This is a genomic window from Leptospira kemamanensis (assembly GCF_004769665.1).
Lineage (GTDB): Bacteria > Spirochaetota > Leptospiria > Leptospirales > Leptospiraceae > Leptospira_A > Leptospira_A kemamanensis.
Genome location: NZ_RQGG01000043.1, coordinates 62186 through 81943, shown reverse-complemented (window position 1 = coordinate 81943; position 19758 = coordinate 62186). Strand labels below are relative to the sequence as shown.

Genomic DNA, 19758 nt, shown 5'->3' with positions numbered 1-19758 from the left:
TGAATATTCGTTTACAAATCCACTCACCAAATTATTTTTTTTCCGAACTAATGAAATTTTTTTCATTCTAGAAAAAAATAGAAAAAAACTGGGAATTTTCCATCTCCTGGTTTGTTGATTAGAGAGTAAGGAAATTAGTATTTCACTAAGGGACAGGAAGATATGAAAGCATCGAAACTAACCATCGTAGGTCTTGCGATTCTTTTCACTGGTCTTACAGTTTGTAAGAAACCAGAGGCAGAAGTAACGGAAGCACCTAAAAAACCTGCAGATTTATCTGCGGTTGTCGTATTTGCGGTAGGAGATTCCAAAATCCAACACGCAGACCAAACAGAAGAAAAAGCACAACTTGGTGCTCTTTTGAAAACAGGGGATAATGTAGTCACAGGCGACAATGGAAAAGTAGACATCCAATTTGCAGATGGCTCGAGCATTCGTATCTCTCCAAAATCCGCGATTGACTTTGCGAAACTTTCCCAAGACAACGCTGGAACAACAGACACTCAAATTGCTCTAGTTTCCGGAAAAGTATTTGCGAAAGTGAACAAAGCGAAGAAAGAAGACAACTTCACTGTTGTAACACCAACCGCGATTGCGGGTGTGCGTGGAACTTCCTTCATCGTAGAATCAGCTGATGGAAAACCTGCGAAGGTGAAAGTTGTGGAAGGTGCGGTTGCATTCGCTCCACGTGTTCCAGCTCTTGAAAAACTTTCAGAAGAAGAAATTTCTAAAAGTGCTGATCTTAAAAAATTACAAGAATCCATTGCAAAAGCAGAAGTGATCTTAGAAAAAGACCAAGCTTCTACTCAATCTGTAAAATCTGCAGAACTTGCAAAGTCAGCAGACATTCAATCTTTGGATTTATCAAAAGCATTCAAAACTGCAGAGAAAGAAAAACTCGTAGTTGAAAATGCAAAACTCACTAAAAACGAAGAACAAGAAATCAAAACCATCGTAACTGTTGATAAACAAACAGCACAAGAAATTGTGAAACTCAGTGAATCAGCTCAAACTGAGAAATTGGATGAGTTGAAAAAACAAGAAATCGATGCTAAGAAACAAGCGATTGAAAAAGACGTTGCTAAGCGACAAGAAGAAGAGAAGAAAAAATTCGAAGACACTTTAGCTAGCCAACCAAAAGAATTCAAATCGAAAAAAGACATCATCAACTACTACGAAAGAATTGAAAAAATCGTATTAACTGATGGTAAAACAGTGATCATTGGAGCAATCATCAACCAAGAAAATGGACAATTGATTGTTCACACTGAAAATGGTGTCAAAAAAATTGATATGGATAAAGTAGAAGAAGTCATTTACGACCTTCAACAAAAATCCAAATTCTAAAACAACCACACCCTTACGTAGAAAAGAAGCCTGGAGGGATTCCCCTTCGGGCTTTTTTTATGTACTCGTGTTTTTGTATTCGTTCCAAAGAACGCGAATGGCGCTGATGAGAGGGCTCACTTCGATCATGAGGAGATTGTTTTGGTATTTGACGAGGAGTGTGTTTTGACCAAATCGTTCCATCTCTCCCCATTCCACTTGTAATTCCGGATGGTGGGTGAGTGCTTTTTGGATGAGAACCTTTACTTCATAATCAGAGAGAGTATCATCAATTTCACCCAGGTCTTTTAAGATGGATAAAAAAAAGGTTTTGGTAAGTCCTTTTTGAAACTCCTCTAATTCGGATTCGGTCATATCTACTCTTTCGGTAGATTTTCCTTTTCTATTTCAAAATATTCATCTGCGTGGTAAGAGGATCGTACGAGAGGACCCGATGCTACCGTCTTAAATCCAATTTGGTAGGCGACTTGTTTCCATATCTCAAACTGTTCCGGTGTCACAAAGGACTGCACGGGGTAGTGAGTTGGACCTGGTTGTAAGTATTGGCCAATCGTCAACATCCGAACCCCATTTGCATACAAGTCTTCCAAACAGGTTTTGATATCGGTCTCTGTTTCCCCAAGACCTAAAATCAGTCCACTTTTGGTCACAAATCCATGTTTGGCGATATGAGATAATACTTCGAGGGAACGCCGATAGTTTTTTTGAGGTGTGATGGTCGGAAAGAGACGTTCCACCGTTTCGATATTGTGATTGATGATATGGGGTTTTGCGGTATAGAGGATTTGTAAAGAATCCTCTTTTGCCTTAAAATCAGGAATTAACACTTCAATGGTGCAATGAGGAGAGTAGGTTTTGATCTTTTGGATCGTTTCCGCGAAATGAGCTGCGCCCCCATCTTTTAAATCGTCTCGGTTGACTGCTGTGAGAACCACATGTCGGAGTCCAAGTAGTTCAACAGACCTTGCTACCTTTTCGGGTTCTTCCATGTCGAGGGATTTTGGTTTTCCAAAGGCGACGTCACAGTACTGGCAACGTCTTGTGCAAATATCACCAGCGAGCATATAGGTGGCAGTTTTACGATTCCAACAATGGTTTAAATTCGGGCAACTGGCGGATTCACAAACGGTATGAAGTTCTTTGGATTCGACATCGGCTCGAACCACAGAAAGGGAGTCAGAATCCTTGGGAAAACTCACTCGCACCTTCATCCAATCCGGCAGGGGTTGGGTGGGGTTCAAATGTTTGGAGCGAGGTTTCTTTTTTAATGGATTCATACCTTCTTTAGACTTTTTGAAATGAGGCCACTTTGTAAAATGGAAAATCATGAGGATCAATGCATTTCTTGCCAAATTAGGTTTAGGTTCCCGTCGAAAAGTGGAAGAATTGGTCCTCGCGGGAAGGGTCAAAATCAATGGTAGTACAATTACGGATTTGTCCTTCCAAGTGGATGAAAACGATACCATCCTCTTTGATGGAAAACCAGTTGTCAACGAAGCCGGGGATTCTCGTCCGAGGATCATTGCCTTCAATAAACCTCCCGGATTTCTTACCTCTCATGAAGACAAACACCATGAGAACACCATATTCACCTTATTACCTGAATCCTTTCAGAAATACAATTATGCAGGACGATTGGATTTAGATTCTAGAGGGCTGATCCTCTTATCGATTGATGGTAATTTCATCCAAAAGGTCACTCATCCCAAACATAAAATCGATAAAGAATACATTATCAGTTTAAAACAACCAGTGAATTGGAAAAAAATTGCCGAAGAATTCATGTTAGGTGTAAGAGAAGGGGGAGAAACCCTTCGTGCCTTGGCAGTCAAACCAGCCAATGTTGTTCCAGAAAATACGCAAGCCGGTTTTACAAGTTATCTCAGTATTGTGCTAAAAGAAGGAAAAAAACGTCAGATCCGTCGGATGTGTAAAACAAAAGATTTGGTGGTTCTTGATTTGTATCGGATTCGGATTGGCAAACTGGATTTACGAAATTTTCACTTGGAAGAGGGAAAATACAAAGTGGTCACGGAAGAACAAGTTCTCGGCAATTAGGTTCCTTAATTTGGTTGAAGAATCCACTCGATTCATAAAATGGTGAGGTTAGGGGATTTGTTTTTTTGAAATCAAAACCATTTTTATTTTATCCTTTGGTTCTCTTTTTATTTATCTTTTTGGTAGATAAAATCTTTTTATTACCTGTTTTCCATGAGGAATTTTTGCAAGCAGGCAATTCAGTTTTTTATTACCAAAGAAAGGTGCTACAAGACCGCCTCGTTTCGGATCCGAATCTAAAGGAAAAAAAATTAGCCCTTGTATTGGGAGATTCTAGATCCTATCCTTTTGCTGAAATCGGAATCCCAGAACCATACCAAAAACAATGGACACTCTATAATTTCAGTAGTCCCCAAGGAATTCCAATGAATTCCCTGATGCAATTCCAAAGTATTTTGGAACAAGGTGTCACACCTGATTTTGTCATCTTATCGTTAAGTCCTGAAGCCTTTGATGATTCCAAAGGATTTATTTTGTCTCCCTTTTTACGAATGGGATGTAATAAAGAATGTATTGATATGGTTTGGGATGATATTCCATTAAAAGAAAAATGGTATTATGTTTTGGATCATATCTTTGCGATTCGCAGTGTGGAATTCAATTTATCATTGTTCACGTCCCGCTTAAAACAAGGAAAACTGAAAGAATACAAAGCTTCTCATAATAAAGAATTCCAACTCATCAATTATTCAAAGGGTGAATATTTGATGTATGGCGTTCAATCCAATCCAATCGAAAAAATCAAAAACGATACGATCCGAATTGGAAATTTGTATATGCGTTCCTATGAAGTCGGAAAATCACAACTACCTTATGTTGAAAAAATCTTAAAAATCACCAAAGAGAAAAAAATCAAAACACTCGTGATTTGGCCGAAGGTTTTTCCTGAATACTATTCTTATTATGAAAAGTTCCATGTAAAAGAAGTTTGGTGGGATCCCATTGCCTCCAAAGCAAAAGAATACGGAGCATATACTTTGAATTGGAATGTTCCAAATACTTGTGATTTATTCAATGACGCTTCTCACCAATCGGCGTTTTGTTTTATAGATCAAATGAAAGAAATTTGGTTAAACTACGCTGAAAAGTAGATTCAAAAACATCCCTTATAAAATCAAGGCTCCCCTTCGAGCAAAACGAAACAAACTCTCTCTTCGTTTTGCCATTTGGAGTTTTATCAGTAGCACCACTGCCATTTGGTCGATTTTACTCATCACCAATTTGTCGGGTCACAGTTTACTCATTGGTTCTTTTGGTGCCACAGCAGTTCTGTTATTTGCAGTGCCTGATGCACCACTGTCTCAACCAAGGAATTTAATTGGGGGTCATCTTTTGTCTGCCACAATTGCTGTGATTTTGGTGCAGACCATCGGGACCAATTTTTTTACCTTAGGATTTTCTGTTGGATTGTCTATTTTGGTGATGTATCTTACGCATACCTTACATCCACCAGGAGGAGCAACTGCGCTCATTGGTGTGATTGGAGGAGTGGGTGTGGAGTTTATATTTTTTCCCGTAATGGTGGGAGTGATTTTACTTCTTTTGAATGCGCTGGTTGTGAATAACCTAGTGCACCACCGGAAGTATCCGGTGGCTTGGTTTTAGATTACCAGTTTAGTTTTTTTGCGTCTTCTACAAATTTAGCAAGTCCACTGTCTGTCAGTGGGTGTTTGAATAACATTTCAAAAACAGAATATGGTAAAGTCACACAATCTGCTCCACGTAAAGCCACTTCTTTGAAGTGAATCGGATGGCGAACTGAAGCCGCGAGGATTTGTGTTTCTATTCCGTAGTTGTCGTAAATCTCTCTGATTTCGGAAATGAGTTCCAGTCCGTCATATCCTACATCATCCAAACGACCCACAAATGGAGAAATGAATGTAGCACCCGCTTTTGCCGCAAGTAGGGCTTGGTTTGCTGTGAAACAAAGTGTTACGTTTGTTTGAATCCCTTTTTCAGCAAACGCCTTCACTGCTTTCATTCCTTCTGGAATCAAGGGCACTTTCACTACAACGTTTTCTGCGATTTGGGATAATTCCAAACCTTCTTTGATCATAGTAGGTGCATCCGTTGCTAGTACTTCTGCACTCACAGGTCCTTTCACAAAACTACAGATCTCTTTGATGACTTCTGTGAATTTTCGACCCGATTTTGCAATGATGGATGGGTTTGTGGTGATACCGTCAAGTAAGCCTAATTCATGGACCTTTTTAATTTCGTCAATATTGGCTGTGTCTAAAAATAAATTCATTTTGCCTCGTCTGCTTGGTTTTAGAAACCAAGCCTCACGAGACAAGCTAACTACGGGATTAAATCCCGCAAGGTTTTTGTTTCTTGTACGCTGAAGAAATCCACGTAATCTTTTGCGATGATGTCACGGATATTGGCAGAAAAGTAATCAATGCGGCGAGTATAAGGGAGTTTTTTATATCCTTCTCTCCAAACGACAGCAAAACCACCTCGCGGCGGATTCTCTCTTCGCTCCACAAGTTCCCAAATGGCTGCCCCAGAAACTTTGTCATCGCCAATGGATTCCTTTCTCGGTTTTCCATATTTGGCTTCGAGTTTCTCTTTGATTTTTTCAGATGGAACTAAGTTGAATGTGACACCAACCGAAAATAAAATTCCATTCTCTCGAAATTCAGTTTGGCCATCGATCGTTGGGTCTGTTTCTGGTTGGCCTTCTCTTTTGGGACGGACTTCTTTTAAAAGTTCTGGAGTTTTATAAAAACGATACAAATACAGAATTCCGTTTCGGCGGATGAGTAAACTGACATCCTTTTTTTCATTGAGGATCTCAATTTTTTCTTTGGAATCAGGGTTTGTTGCCATGGAAAGGAATTTCTCTCGGATGGATTCAAACGTCATCCCCCAAGAAGCTTCCGCAAATCCATCCAAGGTATTTGGTATTTCTGTTTGCGAAAATAGATAACCAGGAAAACAAAAAAGGAGGATTAGCAGATATTTCTTCATACTGTTTGTATCGGCCAATCTCTAAAAAAAGCGAACTTGTTTCTCACTTAAATTCATCGGAGAAGGGGTCATCTCCGAGCCCGTAGGTTTCCGTTTCCTCGGCAAATGGGTTTTCCTCGTCGTCTGTCTGGCCAAAGGTATGTTCCTCATCGGAGGAGGTTTCCCCATAATCGGAACTAGACCAATCCTCGCCGGATTCGTAGGTAGGTGTAGGTTCAAAACTGACACCAAAGATTGATTCGTTATTCCAAAGGAAAACCAAAACGGGTGTCTGTAAAAAGAATAGAAGTAGGTAAAATAAAAAATACAAATCTCGGTCGAGGCCGTAATGAACCGCTCCACTCGATAAATTTCCTAAGGCAAACCCTGATAACGTGGGTTTGGTGAGACCTAAAATCGAAGTTCCTTGGTAGGCTTCTTTGATGACAGGATAGGAAAAAAACAAAGCTAAAAAGAATATGGGTAGGTGGAAAATATGTTCAAAGATCCCAGGTCCTTTTTCTCCCAGTGCCGATCCGAGTAAGGGCCAAAGCCATACAAAAAAAGCGCTTCCTACGAATGTGAGACTACCAAAAACAATGTTTCCATTTGATTCTAAAACATTCAGGAAGATGCGAAATACATCTCCCCGAATCTCTGTTAGTTCCTCTCTTCGGTAATTTGATTTTGCCGAAAAAAATAAAATTTTCGTATAATAGGTGATGGTAGCCACCGCAAAACCAAAAAAGAAGAGAAAGAGTAGGAAAAGGAAAAATTCCATTAGTGACGGAAATGCCTCATGCCAGTGAAGACCATGATCAGTCCATGTTCGTCAGCTGCTTGGATCACTTCTTCATCTCGGATGGATCCACCCGGTTGGATGATGGCTTTCGCACCCACTTTTGCAATTGCGTCAATTCCATCTCGGAAAGGAAAAAATGCATCACTTCCCACATACGATCCCACAACCGAGAGTCCCACTTTTTGTGCTTTCATGGCACCAAGCTCTACTGAATCGACACGTGACATTTGACCTGCCCCGATGCCAAGCGTTGAGTTTTGGTCCGTATACACAATTGCGTTGGATTTAATGAACTTCACACAATTCCAGGCAAACATCAATCCTTCCAAATCATCTTCTGTTGGTTGTTTTTTCGAAACGATTTTTAATTTGTCTTTGGTGATGAGATCATAATCACGATTTTGAATGAGAAGACCATGGTGAAGGGAACGTAAATCCAATTCATCAAGAGCTTCATCAAACTTTGCAATCGGAATCAAACGAACGTTTGGTTTTTTTGAAAAAATTTCTAATGCTTCGTCGGAAAAACTTTCTGCGATCACACCTTCTACAAAGTTTTTTGTGATCTCTTCTGCGGCTTCTTTTTCCACGCGACCATGAATTCCAATGATTCCACCAAATGCTGAAATAGGATCCGTTTTTCTCGCGAGTTCAAAGGATTCTAAAACAGTATCACCAAAAGCAATCCCACATGGATTTAAGTGTTTCACAATTGATACTGCATTTTTAGGAAGTAAACTCGCCACATGGAAGGCTGCATCAAAATCCAACATATTATTAAAAGAGAGTTCTTTCCCTTGTAATGCTTCAAACTGTGATTTTAAAAACTGAGGTTCATAAAATGCAGCATCTTGGTGTGGGTTCTCACCATAACGAAGTTTTTGTTTTTTGTTGAATGCAAATGTAATTTTGTCAGGGTATTTGATATCCAAACGTTTATTGAAATAGGTAGAAATTGCAGAATCATATGCTGCTGTTTCTGAAAATACTTTTGCCGCATAACCAAAAGCAGTTTCTCTCGAAATTTTACCTTGGTTGGATGTGAATTCTTTTTGGAAGGATTCGTAATCTTTTGGATCTGTTAACACCACAACGTTTTTATGATTTTTTGCCGCTGAACGAAGCATTGATGGTCCACCGATATCGATGTTTTCAATTGCATCTTCGAGTGTGACATCTGGTTTCATCACTGTTTTGACAAAGGGATAGAGATTCACAATGACAAGGGTGATGGGAACAATGCCGTTTGCTTCCATTTGTTTGACATGGTTGGGATTGGTGGTATCACCGAGAAGACCACCATGGATTTTGGGATGGAGGGTTTTCACTCGACCATGTAAAATCTCTGGAAAACCAGTAAACTCATCTACTTTTTTCACTGCGATCCCAGCTTTGGCAAGGGCATCATAGGTTCCACCAGTGGATAAAATTTCCACACCATGTTTGGTTAGGAAGGAACAGATTTCAGTGATTCCCGTTTTATCAGAAACGGAAACAAGTGCTCTTTTGATTTGAATCATTTTAGGATTTCTACCTTTCGTTCTTTGATTTTTAGTTTATCTTCACAAAACAGTTGTATAGCGAGGGGAAGGATTTTGTGTTCTTCCTTTAGGATTGCCAAGGATAATTCTTTTTCAGACCACTCTGGTCGAATGGCAATCGCTTTTTGTAAAATGATGGGCCCTGTGTCCACACCTTCCCAGACAAAATGCACCGTACAACCTGCTACTTTGACACCGTAATCCAAAGCTTGTTTTTGGGAGTCGAGTCCAGGGAAGGCAGGAAGTAAACTGGGGTGTACATTGATGATTTGGTTCGGAAACCTTTGTACAAAATCCGGTTTGAGGATTCTCATATAACCACAAGCCACGATGAGATCGGGTTTGTAAGATTCCACTTGCTCGAGTAAATCGCGGTGGTAGTCCAATTTGGAACTAAATTGGGTGTAAGGGATGATTTTTGTGGAAATCCCGAACTTTTTAGCTAAACTAAGGGCCTTTGCCTCAGGATTGTCCGTGACTAGGGCAACTAGGTCTAGTTTTAGCTTCTTTTTACGAATGAATTCCACAGAAGCCGAAAAATTCGACCCTCTGCCAGAAGCCAAAAAAACAACACGTTTTGTTTTTCCCATGTGATATTCTAAGAATATTCGGATCGGTCATTAAGCAAGTATCCTTTTTGGTCGATGGGAATAGTCAGGAGAAAAAAATGTCGCTTGCGAGAAAAACCGGTGCCTCTGCTTACAATGAATACAAAGCCAACGAGATCTCTACCGTTAGCCAAATCAAATTGATTGTGATGTTATTTGATGGGGCCATTCGTTTTCTAGGTGTCGCAAAAGACAATATGACTCCCAGAAAGTATGATGTGGTAAACAACAACATTATCAAAACCCAAGACATCATTACCGAACTGCTTTTGTCTCTCAATATGGAAGAGGGGAAAGAAGTCGCAAACAACCTTTTATCCCTCTACATCTACTTAAAAAAGAGACTTCTCGAAGCCAATATGCGCAAAGACAAGGCCATCATCGAAGAATGTATCAAAATTTTAGGTGAGTTGAAAAACTCATGGGAAGAGTTAGAGAAAAAAGAACCTCAAACTCCCACACAAAGTGCAGGTCCAAGGACCACTGGAATCTCCATTACAGGTTAATATTTCATTTTTAATTTTATGAAACAAACTTCCTTCAAACAGTTATTACAAAAGAAAATCCAACTTCTGGATGGTTTGATTCAAAATTTAAAGAGGGAAGAAGAATTACTTTCCTACCGAGATGCGGATACCGCCGTCAAAATTGAATTTAAAAACGAATCACTCGTACGAAAACTGGAAGAACTCGATATACAGATTTTGGAACACCAAGAGATGGATGTGCATACCGAAGAGGAAATTGCGCTTTCGGAATCTGTATTTTCCAAATTAGATGAAGCTCGAACTCTACAACAAAAAGTCCAAGAATTACTTGTCTTCGAAATGAATGAGAGTAAAAAAGAGTATTGGGAATTTAGTATCAAACGTAGGCTCAAATCTCATTTGGTATTTTCCTCTGGCCTTTCATGGACAAAAAACTACTGTTAAATGATTCCCTGCAATTTTTAGGTTTAAGTTCTGGATTTACCGAAGCGGAATTACGAGATTCCTATCACAAATTAGCAAAAAAATACCATCCTGATACAGGAGAATATACAAGTGATGTGATGTTTGTGGAGTTAAACAAACATTACGAATCCTTAAAAGAATTCCTTCTCATCCATCCAGAAGATTCGATTGGGGACCCTAGTGGGGACAGGGGCCCTCAAAGTAGAGGGGATTCCCAAAACCCATCAGAATCGAAAGAACCATGGGAAAATCAAACCGAACGTCGGAAAACCAAACCATCCAAAGATCCGATTTTCCAAGAATACAAATTGGCAAAAGAAAAGGAAACCGAAGCCATCCTACGTTATTATGAAAAACGGAGCCTTCATCCAATAGAACTTTCCACTACTGCCAATCAGGAACTCGTTCAATTACAAAAAGAATTAGAACCTGTAGTGCAAGTATATGCCAATATTCTCAAAGACAATCCCACAAGTTTATGGGCGAGCGATGCAAAATCTTCTTTGGAACGATTGCGTGTTTGGTGGCCGAAAGGGTAAAAAAAAGAGCCGGAACACTTCCGACTCTTTTTGAAATTTTGACACCATTTCCCTTTGTCTCGTCTCGCAAAACAAAGTTAAGAACACAGTCTTCTTGATAAGCCAATCAAACTGTGTTTTTACGAATGGATGAGATTTTACGGGCTAGGAGCTGCGGCCTCGCCACCCAATAGTCCTAATGAAATCTCAGGAATCCAACTGATGAGTACCAGTCCAATGAGGAATAGTCCTACAATGGGTGCTACTGATTGGATTACCTTTCCTAATGGTTGTTTGAAAATCCCTGATGCGACAAAAAGGTTCACTCCCACAGGTGGTGTGAGGTAACCGATCTCTAAGTTCACAATCATGATAATTCCAAAATGAACTGGGTTGATTCCATAATTCACAGCCATCGGCGCAAGCAGTGGTGCTAATACGAGAATCGCACTCATGATATCCATAAACATTCCCACGATGAGAAGTAGGATATTAACTCCTATGAGGAATGTCACTGGACTTGAAATGAGTTCCGACATCGTCGCCACAAGGTTTTGTGGAATTTCGTTTTCGATCATAAACTTATTCAAACTGACCGCAAGGATGAGGATGAGAAATAAGATTCCAAGCATCTCCGCACTTTCTGCCATGATCTTTGGAATTTTAGGAAAACTTAATTCTTTGTGGATAAACACTTCCACGAGGATGGCATAAAACACAGCAATCGCCGCAGATTCTGTGGCAGTGAAAAACCCAGAGTAAATCCCCCCGAGGATGACCACTGGCATTAGAAGGGCAAGTACACCTTCTTTCCAAGCAACCCGAATTTCTGCCCAGTCCCATTTTCCACGACCGACATTCCCAGCACGTAAGACGGAATATAGCATCAGTAAACTCATGAGTAAAATTCCAGGACCAATCCCTGCGATAAAAAGATCCGTCACAGAAACACCCACCATGATGGCATACACAATCATCGGGATACTAGGAGGAATGATGATTCCAAGAGTTCCCCCAGAAGCGAGAAGTCCCATGGAAAACTGAGTTGGATATCCTGCTTTTGTGAGAGATGGATACATGAGTCCACCAATGGCAATGAGTGTCACGGGAGACGAACCAGAAATCGCTGCAAAGATTCCACAGGAAAACACACCTGCAATGGCAAGACCCGCTGGAATGGGGGCCGTCATTGCCTGAGCAATCCGAATGAGTCTTCTTGCAATACTACCATGAGTCATTAAATTTCCTGCGATGATGAAAAGAGGAATCGCAAGTAGGATTTCCTTATCACCAGCAAAAAATAAATCACCCACGATGCTATTGAGTTCATGAAACGATTCAAGAGGTGGATCTGGTAAAAAATAATAACAATACACAGTGATGGCACCCATAAGCACGATCAAAGGTTGTCTGAGTAAAATTAACGCGAGTAAGAGTACAAGAATTCCCCAAGAACCCATTAGCGATTCCCTCCTGAATTCGATTCGGAAAGTTCTTTTTCCGCAAGTTCCAAGGCTTCTGTCGCCTCATTGATGTCAGATGGGATGAGTGCTGGAAAAATTCCATAACACAAATGGCGAACCCCCATAGAAATAAAAATATAAGGGAAAATCAATTGGACTTTCCATAAGTGGATTTCAGTTACTGGATTCACTTCATCTAAACTAATACTTTCTAACACATATATGACAGATAGATAGGCTAAGAATAAAAAGAAAGCGGCAATCACCCACTGTTCAATGATCTTTACATAATGTAAAATAGCTTTTGGTAATACTTTATCTGCAATCTCTGGTCTGAGGTGAGAACCCTTTGCACTGGCAAGTGCGGAACCAAATAAACCACCCCATAACATAAAATAAAGGGACAATTTTTGTGCCCAGATAATCCCACCAAGTCCTAACCACTCTAAAAATGAAGAGGTTCCACCGTGGATGGATTCTGCAATGTAGACACTCCAATCACCAATGAATCCTGCGACTCCAGTGTTTGGATAGGCTTCTGAGATTTCTAATGTCCAATTTAAAACTTTATCGATGACTTCCCTTTTGGAGACGTCAGCAATCATGAGAAGAGTGAGCAGAAGGAAACAAATTCCTCCTGCCCATTTCTCGCCGAAACTCAAAGTATTTAGAATTCGTTCGACGAATTTCATTTATCTATATCCTACCTTACTCTAACCGCCACAAGCAGCTTTGGCTTTTTGGATTTTGTCGTAAATCTGTTTCGACTGACCACCAATTTTTCCAACTACTTGGCCTGCTACTGCATTACCAGCTGCTTTGAAACCTGCTAAGTCGGAAGCACTAGGCTCATAAACTTGCACATCTGCTTTTTTCAAAGTGGCAATCATGTTTTTCTCAATGGAACGAACGGCTTGTCTTGCACCTGGAGCAAGTTTGTTTCCTTCACCCATTAGAGTTTTCTTTTGATCGTCATTTAAAGTGTCCCAATACTTTTTCGAGTAAAGGATAGCAGCTGGTTGGTAAATATGGCGAGTCAAAGTAAAATATTTGATCGCTGTTTGCCATTCCGCAGCTAACGTGAAAAGAGGAGTGTTATCAAACCCTTCTACCACACCTGTTTGTAAAGATGGAAGAACTTCTGGAATCGCAATGGGAATTCCGCTCACACCTAATTGTTTCCAATAAGCAATGTGAACTGGAGATTCTTGGATTCTGATTTTGACACCTTTGAGGTCTTCTGGTTTTTTCACAGGAGCCGATTTAGTACCGATCGAACGATATCCATTTTCTGCCCAAGTGACAAAAATAAGACCTTTGGCTTCGAAGAGTTTTCTGAAGTCTTCTAACAAGTGGTCATCTAACACGCAGTCAGCTTGTGCATAAGAATTAAATAAGTAAGGAATTTCTAATACGTTTAATTCTTTTACCGTGTTCGCAAGAGCACCTGCAGTAAGACCAGCACCTTGCAGTTTTCCACGAATGACTTGTTGGAGGATTTCGTTTTCTCCACCCATTTGCCCACCAGGATAAATTTTAAATTTAATTTGTCCTTGGGACTCACTTTCAATTTTCTTTTTAATTTTAGCTAACTCGTTTGCCCAAGGAGATCCTTCTGGAGCTACGGTAGCTAACTTAACGGTCGTTTGAGCAAAAAGACCCCCACTGATCGTGAGGGTGATACTTACACAAACTAAATATTTTAACTGTTTTAAAAACATCTAGTTCTCCTAGTGATGGTTTATAGTTCGTCGAGTAATTTTTTAGCTTTTCGTTGTTCAACGATTTGGTCTGCTTCGATTTCAGGTAAAGAAGCTGCTTTTCCTTTGATCACATATTCCAATTGTTTTTTGAATTTGTCTTCGTTTCCTTTTAAGCGGCTTTCTGCATATAGAACTCGAACAGCAAAATAATTAGGGTGTTTTGCAATTGCTTCTTCAAAGTATTTATCAGCTAATTTTTTATCACCAGTAGGTGAAAGTGCATTACTTGCTGCATCATATCTAAGAGTTGCAGAGTAAAAGTATTCTTTACCCATAGCTTTTTCGATTTCTTTCACTCGGTTTACCATTGCAGTAAATTTAGATCGGTTGTTGAGAAGGGTAGTAAAACCAACCAATCTTGACCACTTTCCTAGAGATGCATATCTCCAGTAGAGTGCATCAATGTCTTCTGGTCCGAGTACATCAAGAGACTTTTCAACCTCTAAACCTTCTTTAACTACTTTGTCTCTGAATTTTGGATTCATGGCAAGAGCTGCTTCACACCAGTTGACTGCAGCATCATAAAATGCGATGGATTCATCTTTTACTTTTGCATCTTCATCTGCATCGCCAGTCAGTTTTAGCCATAAGTGGCCATCACCCATCAAATAATTACCACGGCATAACATCACTTTCACGTCAGTGTATTGCGGGTTTTCGATTGCAAATTTTTCTAAACTAACAAGCGCTTGACGAAGGTCTTGTTCGTTGTGTCTGTTTTTCCAAAGTTTTTCAATATCAGCTGGAAGTTTCGCTGGAGTAGTCGAGCGAGTTACATCCGATGCAGAGATTTTCACTTGTCTAGATTTTCCACAAGCAACCACAGAAACGAGCACTAGGGTTGCGAGTGCGATTTTTGACCAATTTTTTGTTTGGTTCATTTTTTCATCATCCTCCAAAAATGTTTGGGATTTCTCCCTTTCTATTTGTAGCATCTAAAGGAAGTTTTGGGGCAAAATTTTAGAGAAATTCTAAAAAAAGCACAAAGAAATCCCATGATTCCGGAAAAAAATACACGCATTTGACTTAAATGCAAGAAAGTTTTATTTTATGGGACAATAAGAGTGTTGGAAGGTGGGGAAACCCGATAGGAACTTGTGCTATTGGCCAAATTCACGGCAAGGCCCAAAGTTCGGAGAGAAATGTAATTTCCAGGTGTGATTGTGGCAAAAATCCGGCAAGAGACCCCGGCCGTATTGGGATTTGAGGATGGATCCACCTCAAATAGGTATTCAATGGGTTGGACAATACTCGCCTGTGCCAAAAGACACTGGGCCCCTTGGTTCAAATCCGTGGGATTTTGGGCAAGAGCTTCCGTGGGAGCTTCAAAAAGTCGGTAACCTTGGAAGATGAGTTCGGGATTTTGCGCTCTGACTTTGATGGTAAAGTTGGAATTTCCATTATTGGTGATGGATATGAGTGTGGGAGGCGCCTGCACGGAGGAAGTTGTGGAATAATTGGTGCAATTTCCAAGAAACACGAGGAAAACTGCGATTAGGAAACTAGGAAATACCAGATTTCCAAGGGAAACTGGTCTTTTCATGTTTCTCCCTTTCCTTCGCGGCGTTTTTTCCTCCAAAAGAAGAATCCCAGAAGGGCCAAAGCTAGAATCACGAGGATGAGGATGATGGTCTGTCCACTTCGCACCCAGCTCATGAGCTCATCAAAATTATGGGCAAAATAATACCCCAAATACACCCAAATGGGCACAGAGATGAGAGCAGCAAATCCATCTGTGAGTAAAAACAAAAGTAAACTAATTTGTTTGGATGTGCCCGCTGTAAAGAAAATGGGCATCCGAAGCCCAGGCATAAAACGACCCACAAATACAACCCAACGGCCATACTTTTTGAATTGTTCCCGGACCTTGTCAAATCTCTCAGGGTGGAGGACGGTGCGTAAAACAGGAAGAGTTAACGCTTTTTCTCCATAATGCCTTCCTAACCAAAATACAAAAGTATCACCAATGAGAACACCCGCCATTCCAACGAAAAACATGATATGAACATTGGCATAGCCAAGCCCAGAAATCACTCCACCAGCGGTGAGCGAGATGTCTTCTGGAACAGGAAGTCCAAAACCACAAAGGATCAGAATTCCGAAAACGGCAAAATAACCGTATTGCATAAAAATGGAAACTAAGGTTTGTAGAAAGTCCATGAGGGATTTATACTGATTTTATGGTTTCGTCGAAAAAGGAAAGAGATTTATGAAGAAAGGGAGAAATGAACTCCTAGAGGAAGAAGAAAAAATCCTTGCTCCCTATGCGGTGGGAAGCCGAAATTCAGGCGGTCGCGCCTATGCAGAACCAGAACATCCTTATCGGTTGCCGTTCCAAAGAGATAAAGACCGCATCATCCATTCGCATGCATTCAAACGATTGGAATACAAAACACAAGTGTTTGTTTACTCGGAAGGTGATCATTTTCGAAATCGATTGACTCATACTTTAGAAGTGGCAGGGATTTCCAAAACCATTTCCAAAGTGTTGGGCCTCAATGAAGACTTAAGTGAATCCATTGCTCTTGCGCATGACTTGGGGCATTCTCCCTTTGGGCATGCTGGTCAAGAAGCTCTCGCTGAACTCATGAAAGAAAAGGGTGGATTCGAACATAACAAACAATCTCTCCGTGTGGTGCAAAAATTAGAACGTAGATACCCAGATTTTCCTGGTTTGAATTTATGTGAAGAAACTCTACTGGGGATCATGAAACATGGAGGAGGGTATGAATCATCTAACTTACTTGCGGTGAGAAGAGAAAAAGGTCCATCTCTCGAAGCCTTGATTGTGGATGCCTCCGATGAAATTACCTATAGTGCACATGACATCGAAGATGGACTTGAGAGTGGTTTATTGCAATTAGAAGAAGTAAAACTCCTATCGATTTGGAAACGATTAGAAGAAAGTTTACCGAACACAGAAAAAAATGGAAATCCTCCTTCTCATACCATTTCCCGTTCCATTGGGCGAGTGTTGCTCAATTTGATGGTTTCTGATTTAGTGGATACCATTGATCTTACTTTAACGAAACAGAATATTATTTCAAGAGAATCTGTTTCCGAAGCGTACCAAAATAAAATTAAGTTGGTTCATTTTTCTGATGCATTTCAAAAAGAATTTTTGGAGTTAAAACAATATTTGTTTCAAAACTTATATAGGCATCCAGAAGTTTCGAGAATGAGTGAACGAGGAAAAGAAACGATTTTTTTACTCTTTAAACATTTTGAAACTCATCCTGAATCCATTCCAGAATCCTATCGCAAACGAGAAGAAGAAGATGGTCGGATGCGAATCATCTGTGATTACATAGCAGGAATGACAGATCGGTATGCCATTGAAAAATTAAAACGAGAAGGAATCCTTTGGTTTCCCTATTAAGATTTTAGTGCTGAATCATTTTAAAAAATAAAATCATGGTTTTTAAAGCTTGAGGTAATGATGTACGAACTCTATTCCCATCCCAATTCCACGTATAGCAAACGTGTTCATATTTATCTGAAATTTCGGAATTTAGAATATGAAACTATACACGTGGCGCTCGATAAATTGGAAAATCGAAAAAAACCATTCCTTGCCATCAATCCTTATGGGAAGGTTCCCGTTTTAAGAGATCATGAATTCGTTTTATCGGAATCTTCGGCTATCATTCGTTACTTGGAAGAAAAACATGGTTTTGACAATCCACTATTTCCTGAGGATCTCCAAAAAAGAGCCATTTTAAACCAAATGATAAACCAATGTGAATCCGAGTTTTGTTTTCCAGGGAGTGTGATTTATTTTGCAAAAAAATTTGTTCCAGAAGAAAATTGGGAACCCAAACGAATGAAGGATTCTTCCAAACGGATTGGAAGGCATTTTGATGTTCTCGAAACCATATTGTCGAAGGAACAGTATTTGTTTGGAAATCAATTTGGAATTTTAGAAATACTCTATGCACCTTTCATTGAAAACGTGGGTATGATGGATTCTAAGGTTCCCAATTCTGTGGAAGAATGGATTACTCGGGTTATGGAGGAACCAGCTGTCAAACAAGTGTTAAAATCGTAAATGGATGTAAAGAATTGGATTCATTGCCTTTTTCGACTTGGAGACCCTACCAATATCTATGTGGGAAATGCTAGTTAAAAACTGGATTCTTATGTTTTGTGTTCGATGAATGTTCTTTGTAATTGGTTCGAAAACTCTCTCCAATTCTTTTGCCAATCAGCCGAACCTTTTGGTCCTACCGTATTTGTGATCACAAGGTAGGCAGTGATGGGGATTTGGAATTGGTTTGCAACCTTCGCCAAACCAAATAGTTCTAAGTTTTCTACTTGGAAGTTTTTCCAATTTCGGTGATTCGTCTCGTCTAATTGATATAAGGTGATTGTCGTAGGTGCATTACAAACCACTTGAGGAAAACTAGCATCCACTTCGAGTTTGTGAAACGGTGAGTTCATGGGAAGTTGTTTTCCGAATCCAAGTAAGGATGAGATTTCCTCGGAATGCACTTCTTTTGGTGAGACGATATCTCCGATTCGGAAGGGAGCCCAGGGATAGACACCACAAGACCCTAAAAATGCAATTTGTTTGATCTCTTGATTTTGGACAAGATACCGAGAACATTGGATCGCTTGTTCTAAATTTCCGATTCCCAACGGTGATACGTGGGGAAATTTCAGTGACTTTTGCAAAAGATCGATTTCTCCTACAAAAGCACTGGTGACTAACGTGTGTTCTTTGTTAAACGGAATCAAGACCTTCTGTTTCCGGATACCCAAACATTAAATTTAAATTTTGTAACGCTTGTCCTGCTGCCCCTTTTTGTAAATTGTCTAAGGCGGACACGATCACAAGAGTATTTCCTTTTACCTTAAATCCGATATCTAAAAAGTTTGTGTTTTGGACTTTTTTTAACTCAATCTCTTCTGGTGTTTTGTACAAACGAATGAAAGGTTCTTTTTCTGCAACCGATAGGAGTTTTTCTTCGATTTCTTTCGAATCCACTGGTTTAGAAAAAGGAATATAAATCGTAGAGAGGATTCCTCGGTAAACAGGAAGTAGGTGGGGAGTAAATAGAATTTCTTTTGGTTCGGCACCCACAAAGGCATACTCTTCCATCTCTGGTTCGTGTTGGTGGCTTAATACCTTATAGGCTCTAAAGTTTTCATAAACATGTGTGTATGCAAATTTGATTTCTTCGGTTCTTCCACCGGCTCCACTCACACCTGATTTTGCATCCACGATCACAGGGCCTTGGATTTGATTTCGTAGATTTCCAAGAATCGCAATTGGTAAAATTGCAGAAGTCGCATAACAACCAGGATTCGAAACAAATTGAGCATGTTTGATTTTTTCTCGAAAGAGTTCGGGGATACCAAATACCACTTTTTCCATCCATTCCCATTGGGTATGTTTGAATTGGTAAGCAGCTTCGAATTTGGTTTGGTTCTGCAAACGAAAGGTCCCCGATAAATCAATGACCTTCCTTCCTTGTTTTAAAAATTCAGGTGCCTTCTCTAGGGAGACTTCATTCGGAGTGGCCAGTACAATATGTGTGTCATCTGGTACGGTTACTTCGTGTTTCTGGAACACCAAGTCTGGTAAATGGTTTAAATCAGGGAAAACTTCTCGAATGCGTTTTCCATTCACTTGGTTAGATGTGATATGTACGAGTTTAAAATGAGGGTGGTGGGCAAGTAAACTGGTGAGTTCTTTGCCAGTAAGTCCACCTGCGCCGATGATTGCGAGTTTAGTTTGTTTCATAATCGGA

Annotated in this window: 24 protein-coding genes; 9 read left to right on the top strand and 15 right to left on the bottom strand. The window is 40.0% G+C overall.

The genetic code is table 11. The annotated features are described in order from the left end of the window. Positions 1–162 precede the first annotated feature (162 nt). The gene (locus EHQ59_RS14725; RefSeq protein WP_135620398.1) at positions 163–1347 is read left to right on the top strand and encodes a lipoprotein LipL45; all 1185 of its coding nucleotides are present in this window, start codon (positions 163–165) and stop codon (positions 1345–1347) included. Positions 1348–1404: 57 nt separating this feature from the next. On the opposite strand, the gene EHQ59_RS14720 is transcribed toward EHQ59_RS14725, so the two are convergent. Next, on the bottom strand, positions 1405–1701 hold the full coding sequence (locus EHQ59_RS14720; RefSeq protein ID WP_135620397.1) for a hypothetical protein: 297 nt from the start codon (positions 1699–1701) through the stop codon (positions 1405–1407). Positions 1702–1703: 2 nt separating this feature from the next. Next, positions 1704–2624, bottom strand: a complete 921-nt coding sequence (gene lipA / locus EHQ59_RS14715; RefSeq protein WP_167481421.1) for a lipoyl synthase — start codon at positions 2622–2624, stop codon at positions 1704–1706. Between the two features lie 49 nt (positions 2625–2673). On the opposite strand from lipA, the gene EHQ59_RS14710 reads away from it, so the two are divergent. The 3 genes from EHQ59_RS14710 to EHQ59_RS14700 all read left to right on the top strand — a co-directional run bounded on the left by EHQ59_RS14710 (position 2674) and on the right by EHQ59_RS14700 (position 5010). After that, on the top strand, positions 2674–3405 hold the full coding sequence (locus EHQ59_RS14710; protein ID WP_135620395.1) for a pseudouridine synthase: 732 nt from the start codon (positions 2674–2676) through the stop codon (positions 3403–3405). A gap of 65 nt (positions 3406–3470) precedes the next feature. Beyond that, positions 3471–4496, top strand: coding sequence for a DUF1574 domain-containing protein (locus tag EHQ59_RS14705; RefSeq protein ID WP_135620394.1), 1026 nt, complete (start codon positions 3471–3473; stop codon positions 4494–4496). Positions 4497–4518: 22 nt separating this feature from the next. Then, positions 4519–5010 (top strand): HPP family protein, encoded by a 492-nt coding sequence (locus EHQ59_RS14700; RefSeq protein WP_425270158.1) that lies wholly within the window; start codon positions 4519–4521, stop codon positions 5008–5010. A 1-nt stretch (position 5011) separates the two neighbouring features. Here the strand turns inward: EHQ59_RS14700 and fsa are convergent, their stop codons facing one another. From fsa to purN, 5 genes are read right to left on the bottom strand one after another with little or no spacing between them, the layout of a single operon-like run. Then, the gene (gene fsa / locus EHQ59_RS14695; RefSeq protein WP_135620392.1) at positions 5012–5656 is read right to left on the bottom strand and encodes a fructose-6-phosphate aldolase; all 645 of its coding nucleotides are present in this window, start codon (positions 5654–5656) and stop codon (positions 5012–5014) included. A gap of 50 nt (positions 5657–5706) precedes the next feature. Then, entirely contained in the window at positions 5707–6378 is a 672-nt protein-coding gene (locus tag EHQ59_RS14690) for a hypothetical protein (RefSeq protein ID WP_135620391.1), read from the bottom strand. 43 nt (positions 6379–6421) lie between these two features. Beyond that, the gene (locus EHQ59_RS14685) at positions 6422–7138 is read right to left on the bottom strand and encodes a hypothetical protein (RefSeq protein ID WP_135620390.1); all 717 of its coding nucleotides are present in this window, start codon (positions 7136–7138) and stop codon (positions 6422–6424) included. Beyond that, positions 7138–8679 carry a bifunctional phosphoribosylaminoimidazolecarboxamide formyltransferase/IMP cyclohydrolase gene (purH, locus tag EHQ59_RS14680; RefSeq protein ID WP_135620389.1) on the bottom strand — a complete coding sequence of 514 codons (1542 nt, stop codon included), beginning with the start codon at positions 8677–8679 and terminating at the stop codon, positions 7138–7140. The genes EHQ59_RS14685 and purH overlap by 1 nt, the downstream gene beginning before the upstream one ends. Next, positions 8676–9290, bottom strand: coding sequence for a phosphoribosylglycinamide formyltransferase (purN, locus tag EHQ59_RS14675; RefSeq protein ID WP_135620388.1), 615 nt, complete (start codon positions 9288–9290; stop codon positions 8676–8678). Before purN ends, purH begins: the two co-directional genes overlap by 4 nt. Before the next feature lie 77 nt (positions 9291–9367). Here purN and fliS point away from each other — a divergent pair, with 77 nt between their 5' ends. From fliS to EHQ59_RS14660, 3 genes are read left to right on the top strand one after another with little or no spacing between them, the layout of a single operon-like run. Beyond that, the gene (gene fliS, locus EHQ59_RS14670; protein ID WP_135620387.1) at positions 9368–9814 is read left to right on the top strand and encodes a flagellar export chaperone FliS; all 447 of its coding nucleotides are present in this window, start codon (positions 9368–9370) and stop codon (positions 9812–9814) included. An 18-nt stretch (positions 9815–9832) separates the two neighbouring features. After that, positions 9833–10240 (top strand): flagellar protein FlgN, encoded by a 408-nt coding sequence (locus tag EHQ59_RS14665; RefSeq protein ID WP_135620386.1) that lies wholly within the window; start codon positions 9833–9835, stop codon positions 10238–10240. Beyond that, entirely contained in the window at positions 10219–10800 is a 582-nt protein-coding gene (locus EHQ59_RS14660; RefSeq protein WP_135620385.1) for a DnaJ domain-containing protein, read from the top strand. The genes EHQ59_RS14665 and EHQ59_RS14660 overlap by 22 nt, the downstream gene beginning before the upstream one ends. A gap of 137 nt (positions 10801–10937) precedes the next feature. On the opposite strand, the gene EHQ59_RS14655 is transcribed toward EHQ59_RS14660, so the two are convergent. From EHQ59_RS14655 to EHQ59_RS14630, 6 genes are all read right to left on the bottom strand, one after another. Further along, positions 10938–12239 (bottom strand): TRAP transporter large permease, encoded by a 1302-nt coding sequence (locus EHQ59_RS14655; RefSeq protein WP_135620384.1) that lies wholly within the window; start codon positions 12237–12239, stop codon positions 10938–10940. Beyond that, the gene (locus tag EHQ59_RS14650; RefSeq protein WP_135620383.1) at positions 12239–12934 is read right to left on the bottom strand and encodes a TRAP transporter small permease; all 696 of its coding nucleotides are present in this window, start codon (positions 12932–12934) and stop codon (positions 12239–12241) included. The genes EHQ59_RS14655 and EHQ59_RS14650 overlap by 1 nt, the downstream gene beginning before the upstream one ends. 21 nt (positions 12935–12955) lie before the next feature. Beyond that, positions 12956–13963 carry a TRAP transporter substrate-binding protein DctP gene (dctP, locus tag EHQ59_RS14645; RefSeq protein ID WP_135620382.1) on the bottom strand — a complete coding sequence of 336 codons (1008 nt, stop codon included), beginning with the start codon at positions 13961–13963 and terminating at the stop codon, positions 12956–12958. 20 nt (positions 13964–13983) lie between these two features. Beyond that, positions 13984–14886: a TRAP transporter TatT component family protein gene (locus tag EHQ59_RS14640; protein ID WP_135620381.1), complete on the bottom strand. Its 903-nt coding sequence runs from the start codon at positions 14884–14886 to the stop codon at positions 13984–13986. 167 nt (positions 14887–15053) lie between these two features. Continuing rightward, positions 15054–15548: an LIC11661 family lipoprotein gene (locus EHQ59_RS14635; RefSeq protein WP_208652419.1), complete on the bottom strand. Its 495-nt coding sequence runs from the start codon at positions 15546–15548 to the stop codon at positions 15054–15056. After that, positions 15545–16165 (bottom strand): DedA family protein, encoded by a 621-nt coding sequence (locus EHQ59_RS14630; protein ID WP_135620380.1) that lies wholly within the window; start codon positions 16163–16165, stop codon positions 15545–15547. Before EHQ59_RS14630 ends, EHQ59_RS14635 begins: the two co-directional genes overlap by 4 nt. 49 nt (positions 16166–16214) lie before the next feature. Here EHQ59_RS14630 and EHQ59_RS14625 point away from each other — a divergent pair, with 49 nt between their 5' ends. Continuing rightward, a complete protein-coding gene (locus EHQ59_RS14625) occupies positions 16215–17384 on the top strand; it encodes a deoxyguanosinetriphosphate triphosphohydrolase (RefSeq protein WP_135620379.1) in 1170 nt (389 codons plus the stop codon). Between the two features lie 60 nt (positions 17385–17444). Further along, positions 17445–18053, top strand: a complete 609-nt coding sequence (locus EHQ59_RS14620; RefSeq protein WP_135620378.1) for a glutathione S-transferase family protein — start codon at positions 17445–17447, stop codon at positions 18051–18053. A gap of 89 nt (positions 18054–18142) precedes the next feature. On the opposite strand, the gene EHQ59_RS14615 is transcribed toward EHQ59_RS14620, so the two are convergent. Both EHQ59_RS14615 and argC read right to left on the bottom strand, forming a co-directional pair. Next, on the bottom strand, positions 18143–18742 hold the full coding sequence (locus EHQ59_RS14615; protein ID WP_135620377.1) for a phosphorylase: 600 nt from the start codon (positions 18740–18742) through the stop codon (positions 18143–18145). Continuing rightward, entirely contained in the window at positions 18729–19751 is a 1023-nt protein-coding gene (gene argC / locus EHQ59_RS14610; RefSeq protein ID WP_135620376.1) for an N-acetyl-gamma-glutamyl-phosphate reductase, read from the bottom strand. The genes EHQ59_RS14615 and argC overlap by 14 nt, the downstream gene beginning before the upstream one ends. Positions 19752–19758 lie beyond the last annotated feature (7 nt).

Bases quoted from the DNA above. Each gene is read 5' to 3' on its own strand.
- EHQ59_RS14725 (WP_135620398.1), top strand. From the start codon at position 163: ATGAAAGCATCGAAACTAACCATCGTAGGTCTTGCGATTCTTTTCACT.
- EHQ59_RS14720 (WP_135620397.1), bottom strand. From the start codon at position 1,701: ATGACCGAATCCGAATTAGAGGAGTTTCAAAAAGGACTTACCAAAACC.
- lipA (WP_167481421.1), bottom strand. From the start codon at position 2,624: ATGAATCCATTAAAAAAGAAACCTCGCTCCAAACATTTGAACCCCACC.
- EHQ59_RS14710 (WP_135620395.1), top strand. From the start codon at position 2,674: ATGAGGATCAATGCATTTCTTGCCAAATTAGGTTTAGGTTCCCGTCGA.
- fsa (WP_135620392.1), bottom strand. From the start codon at position 5,656: ATGAATTTATTTTTAGACACAGCCAATATTGACGAAATTAAAAAGGTC.
- EHQ59_RS14690 (WP_135620391.1), bottom strand. From the start codon at position 6,378: ATGAAGAAATATCTGCTAATCCTCCTTTTTTGTTTTCCTGGTTATCTA.
- EHQ59_RS14685 (WP_135620390.1), bottom strand. From the start codon at position 7,138: ATGGAATTTTTCCTTTTCCTACTCTTTCTCTTCTTTTTTGGTTTTGCG.
- purH (WP_135620389.1), bottom strand. From the start codon at position 8,679: ATGATTCAAATCAAAAGAGCACTTGTTTCCGTTTCTGATAAAACGGGA.
- purN (WP_135620388.1), bottom strand. From the start codon at position 9,290: ATGGGAAAAACAAAACGTGTTGTTTTTTTGGCTTCTGGCAGAGGGTCG.
- fliS (WP_135620387.1), top strand. From the start codon at position 9,368: ATGTCGCTTGCGAGAAAAACCGGTGCCTCTGCTTACAATGAATACAAA.
- EHQ59_RS14665 (WP_135620386.1), top strand. From the start codon at position 9,833: ATGAAACAAACTTCCTTCAAACAGTTATTACAAAAGAAAATCCAACTT.
- EHQ59_RS14660 (WP_135620385.1), top strand. From the start codon at position 10,219: ATGGACAAAAAACTACTGTTAAATGATTCCCTGCAATTTTTAGGTTTA.
- EHQ59_RS14655 (WP_135620384.1), bottom strand. From the start codon at position 12,239: ATGGGTTCTTGGGGAATTCTTGTACTCTTACTCGCGTTAATTTTACTC.
- EHQ59_RS14650 (WP_135620383.1), bottom strand. From the start codon at position 12,934: ATGAAATTCGTCGAACGAATTCTAAATACTTTGAGTTTCGGCGAGAAA.
- dctP (WP_135620382.1), bottom strand. From the start codon at position 13,963: ATGTTTTTAAAACAGTTAAAATATTTAGTTTGTGTAAGTATCACCCTC.
- EHQ59_RS14640 (WP_135620381.1), bottom strand. From the start codon at position 14,886: ATGAACCAAACAAAAAATTGGTCAAAAATCGCACTCGCAACCCTAGTG.
- EHQ59_RS14635 (WP_208652419.1), bottom strand. From the start codon at position 15,548: ATGAAAAGACCAGTTTCCCTTGGAAATCTGGTATTTCCTAGTTTCCTA.
- EHQ59_RS14630 (WP_135620380.1), bottom strand. From the start codon at position 16,165: ATGGACTTTCTACAAACCTTAGTTTCCATTTTTATGCAATACGGTTAT.
- EHQ59_RS14625 (WP_135620379.1), top strand. From the start codon at position 16,215: ATGAAGAAAGGGAGAAATGAACTCCTAGAGGAAGAAGAAAAAATCCTT.
- EHQ59_RS14620 (WP_135620378.1), top strand. From the start codon at position 17,445: ATGTACGAACTCTATTCCCATCCCAATTCCACGTATAGCAAACGTGTT.
- argC (WP_135620376.1), bottom strand. From the start codon at position 19,751: ATGAAACAAACTAAACTCGCAATCATCGGCGCAGGTGGACTTACTGGC.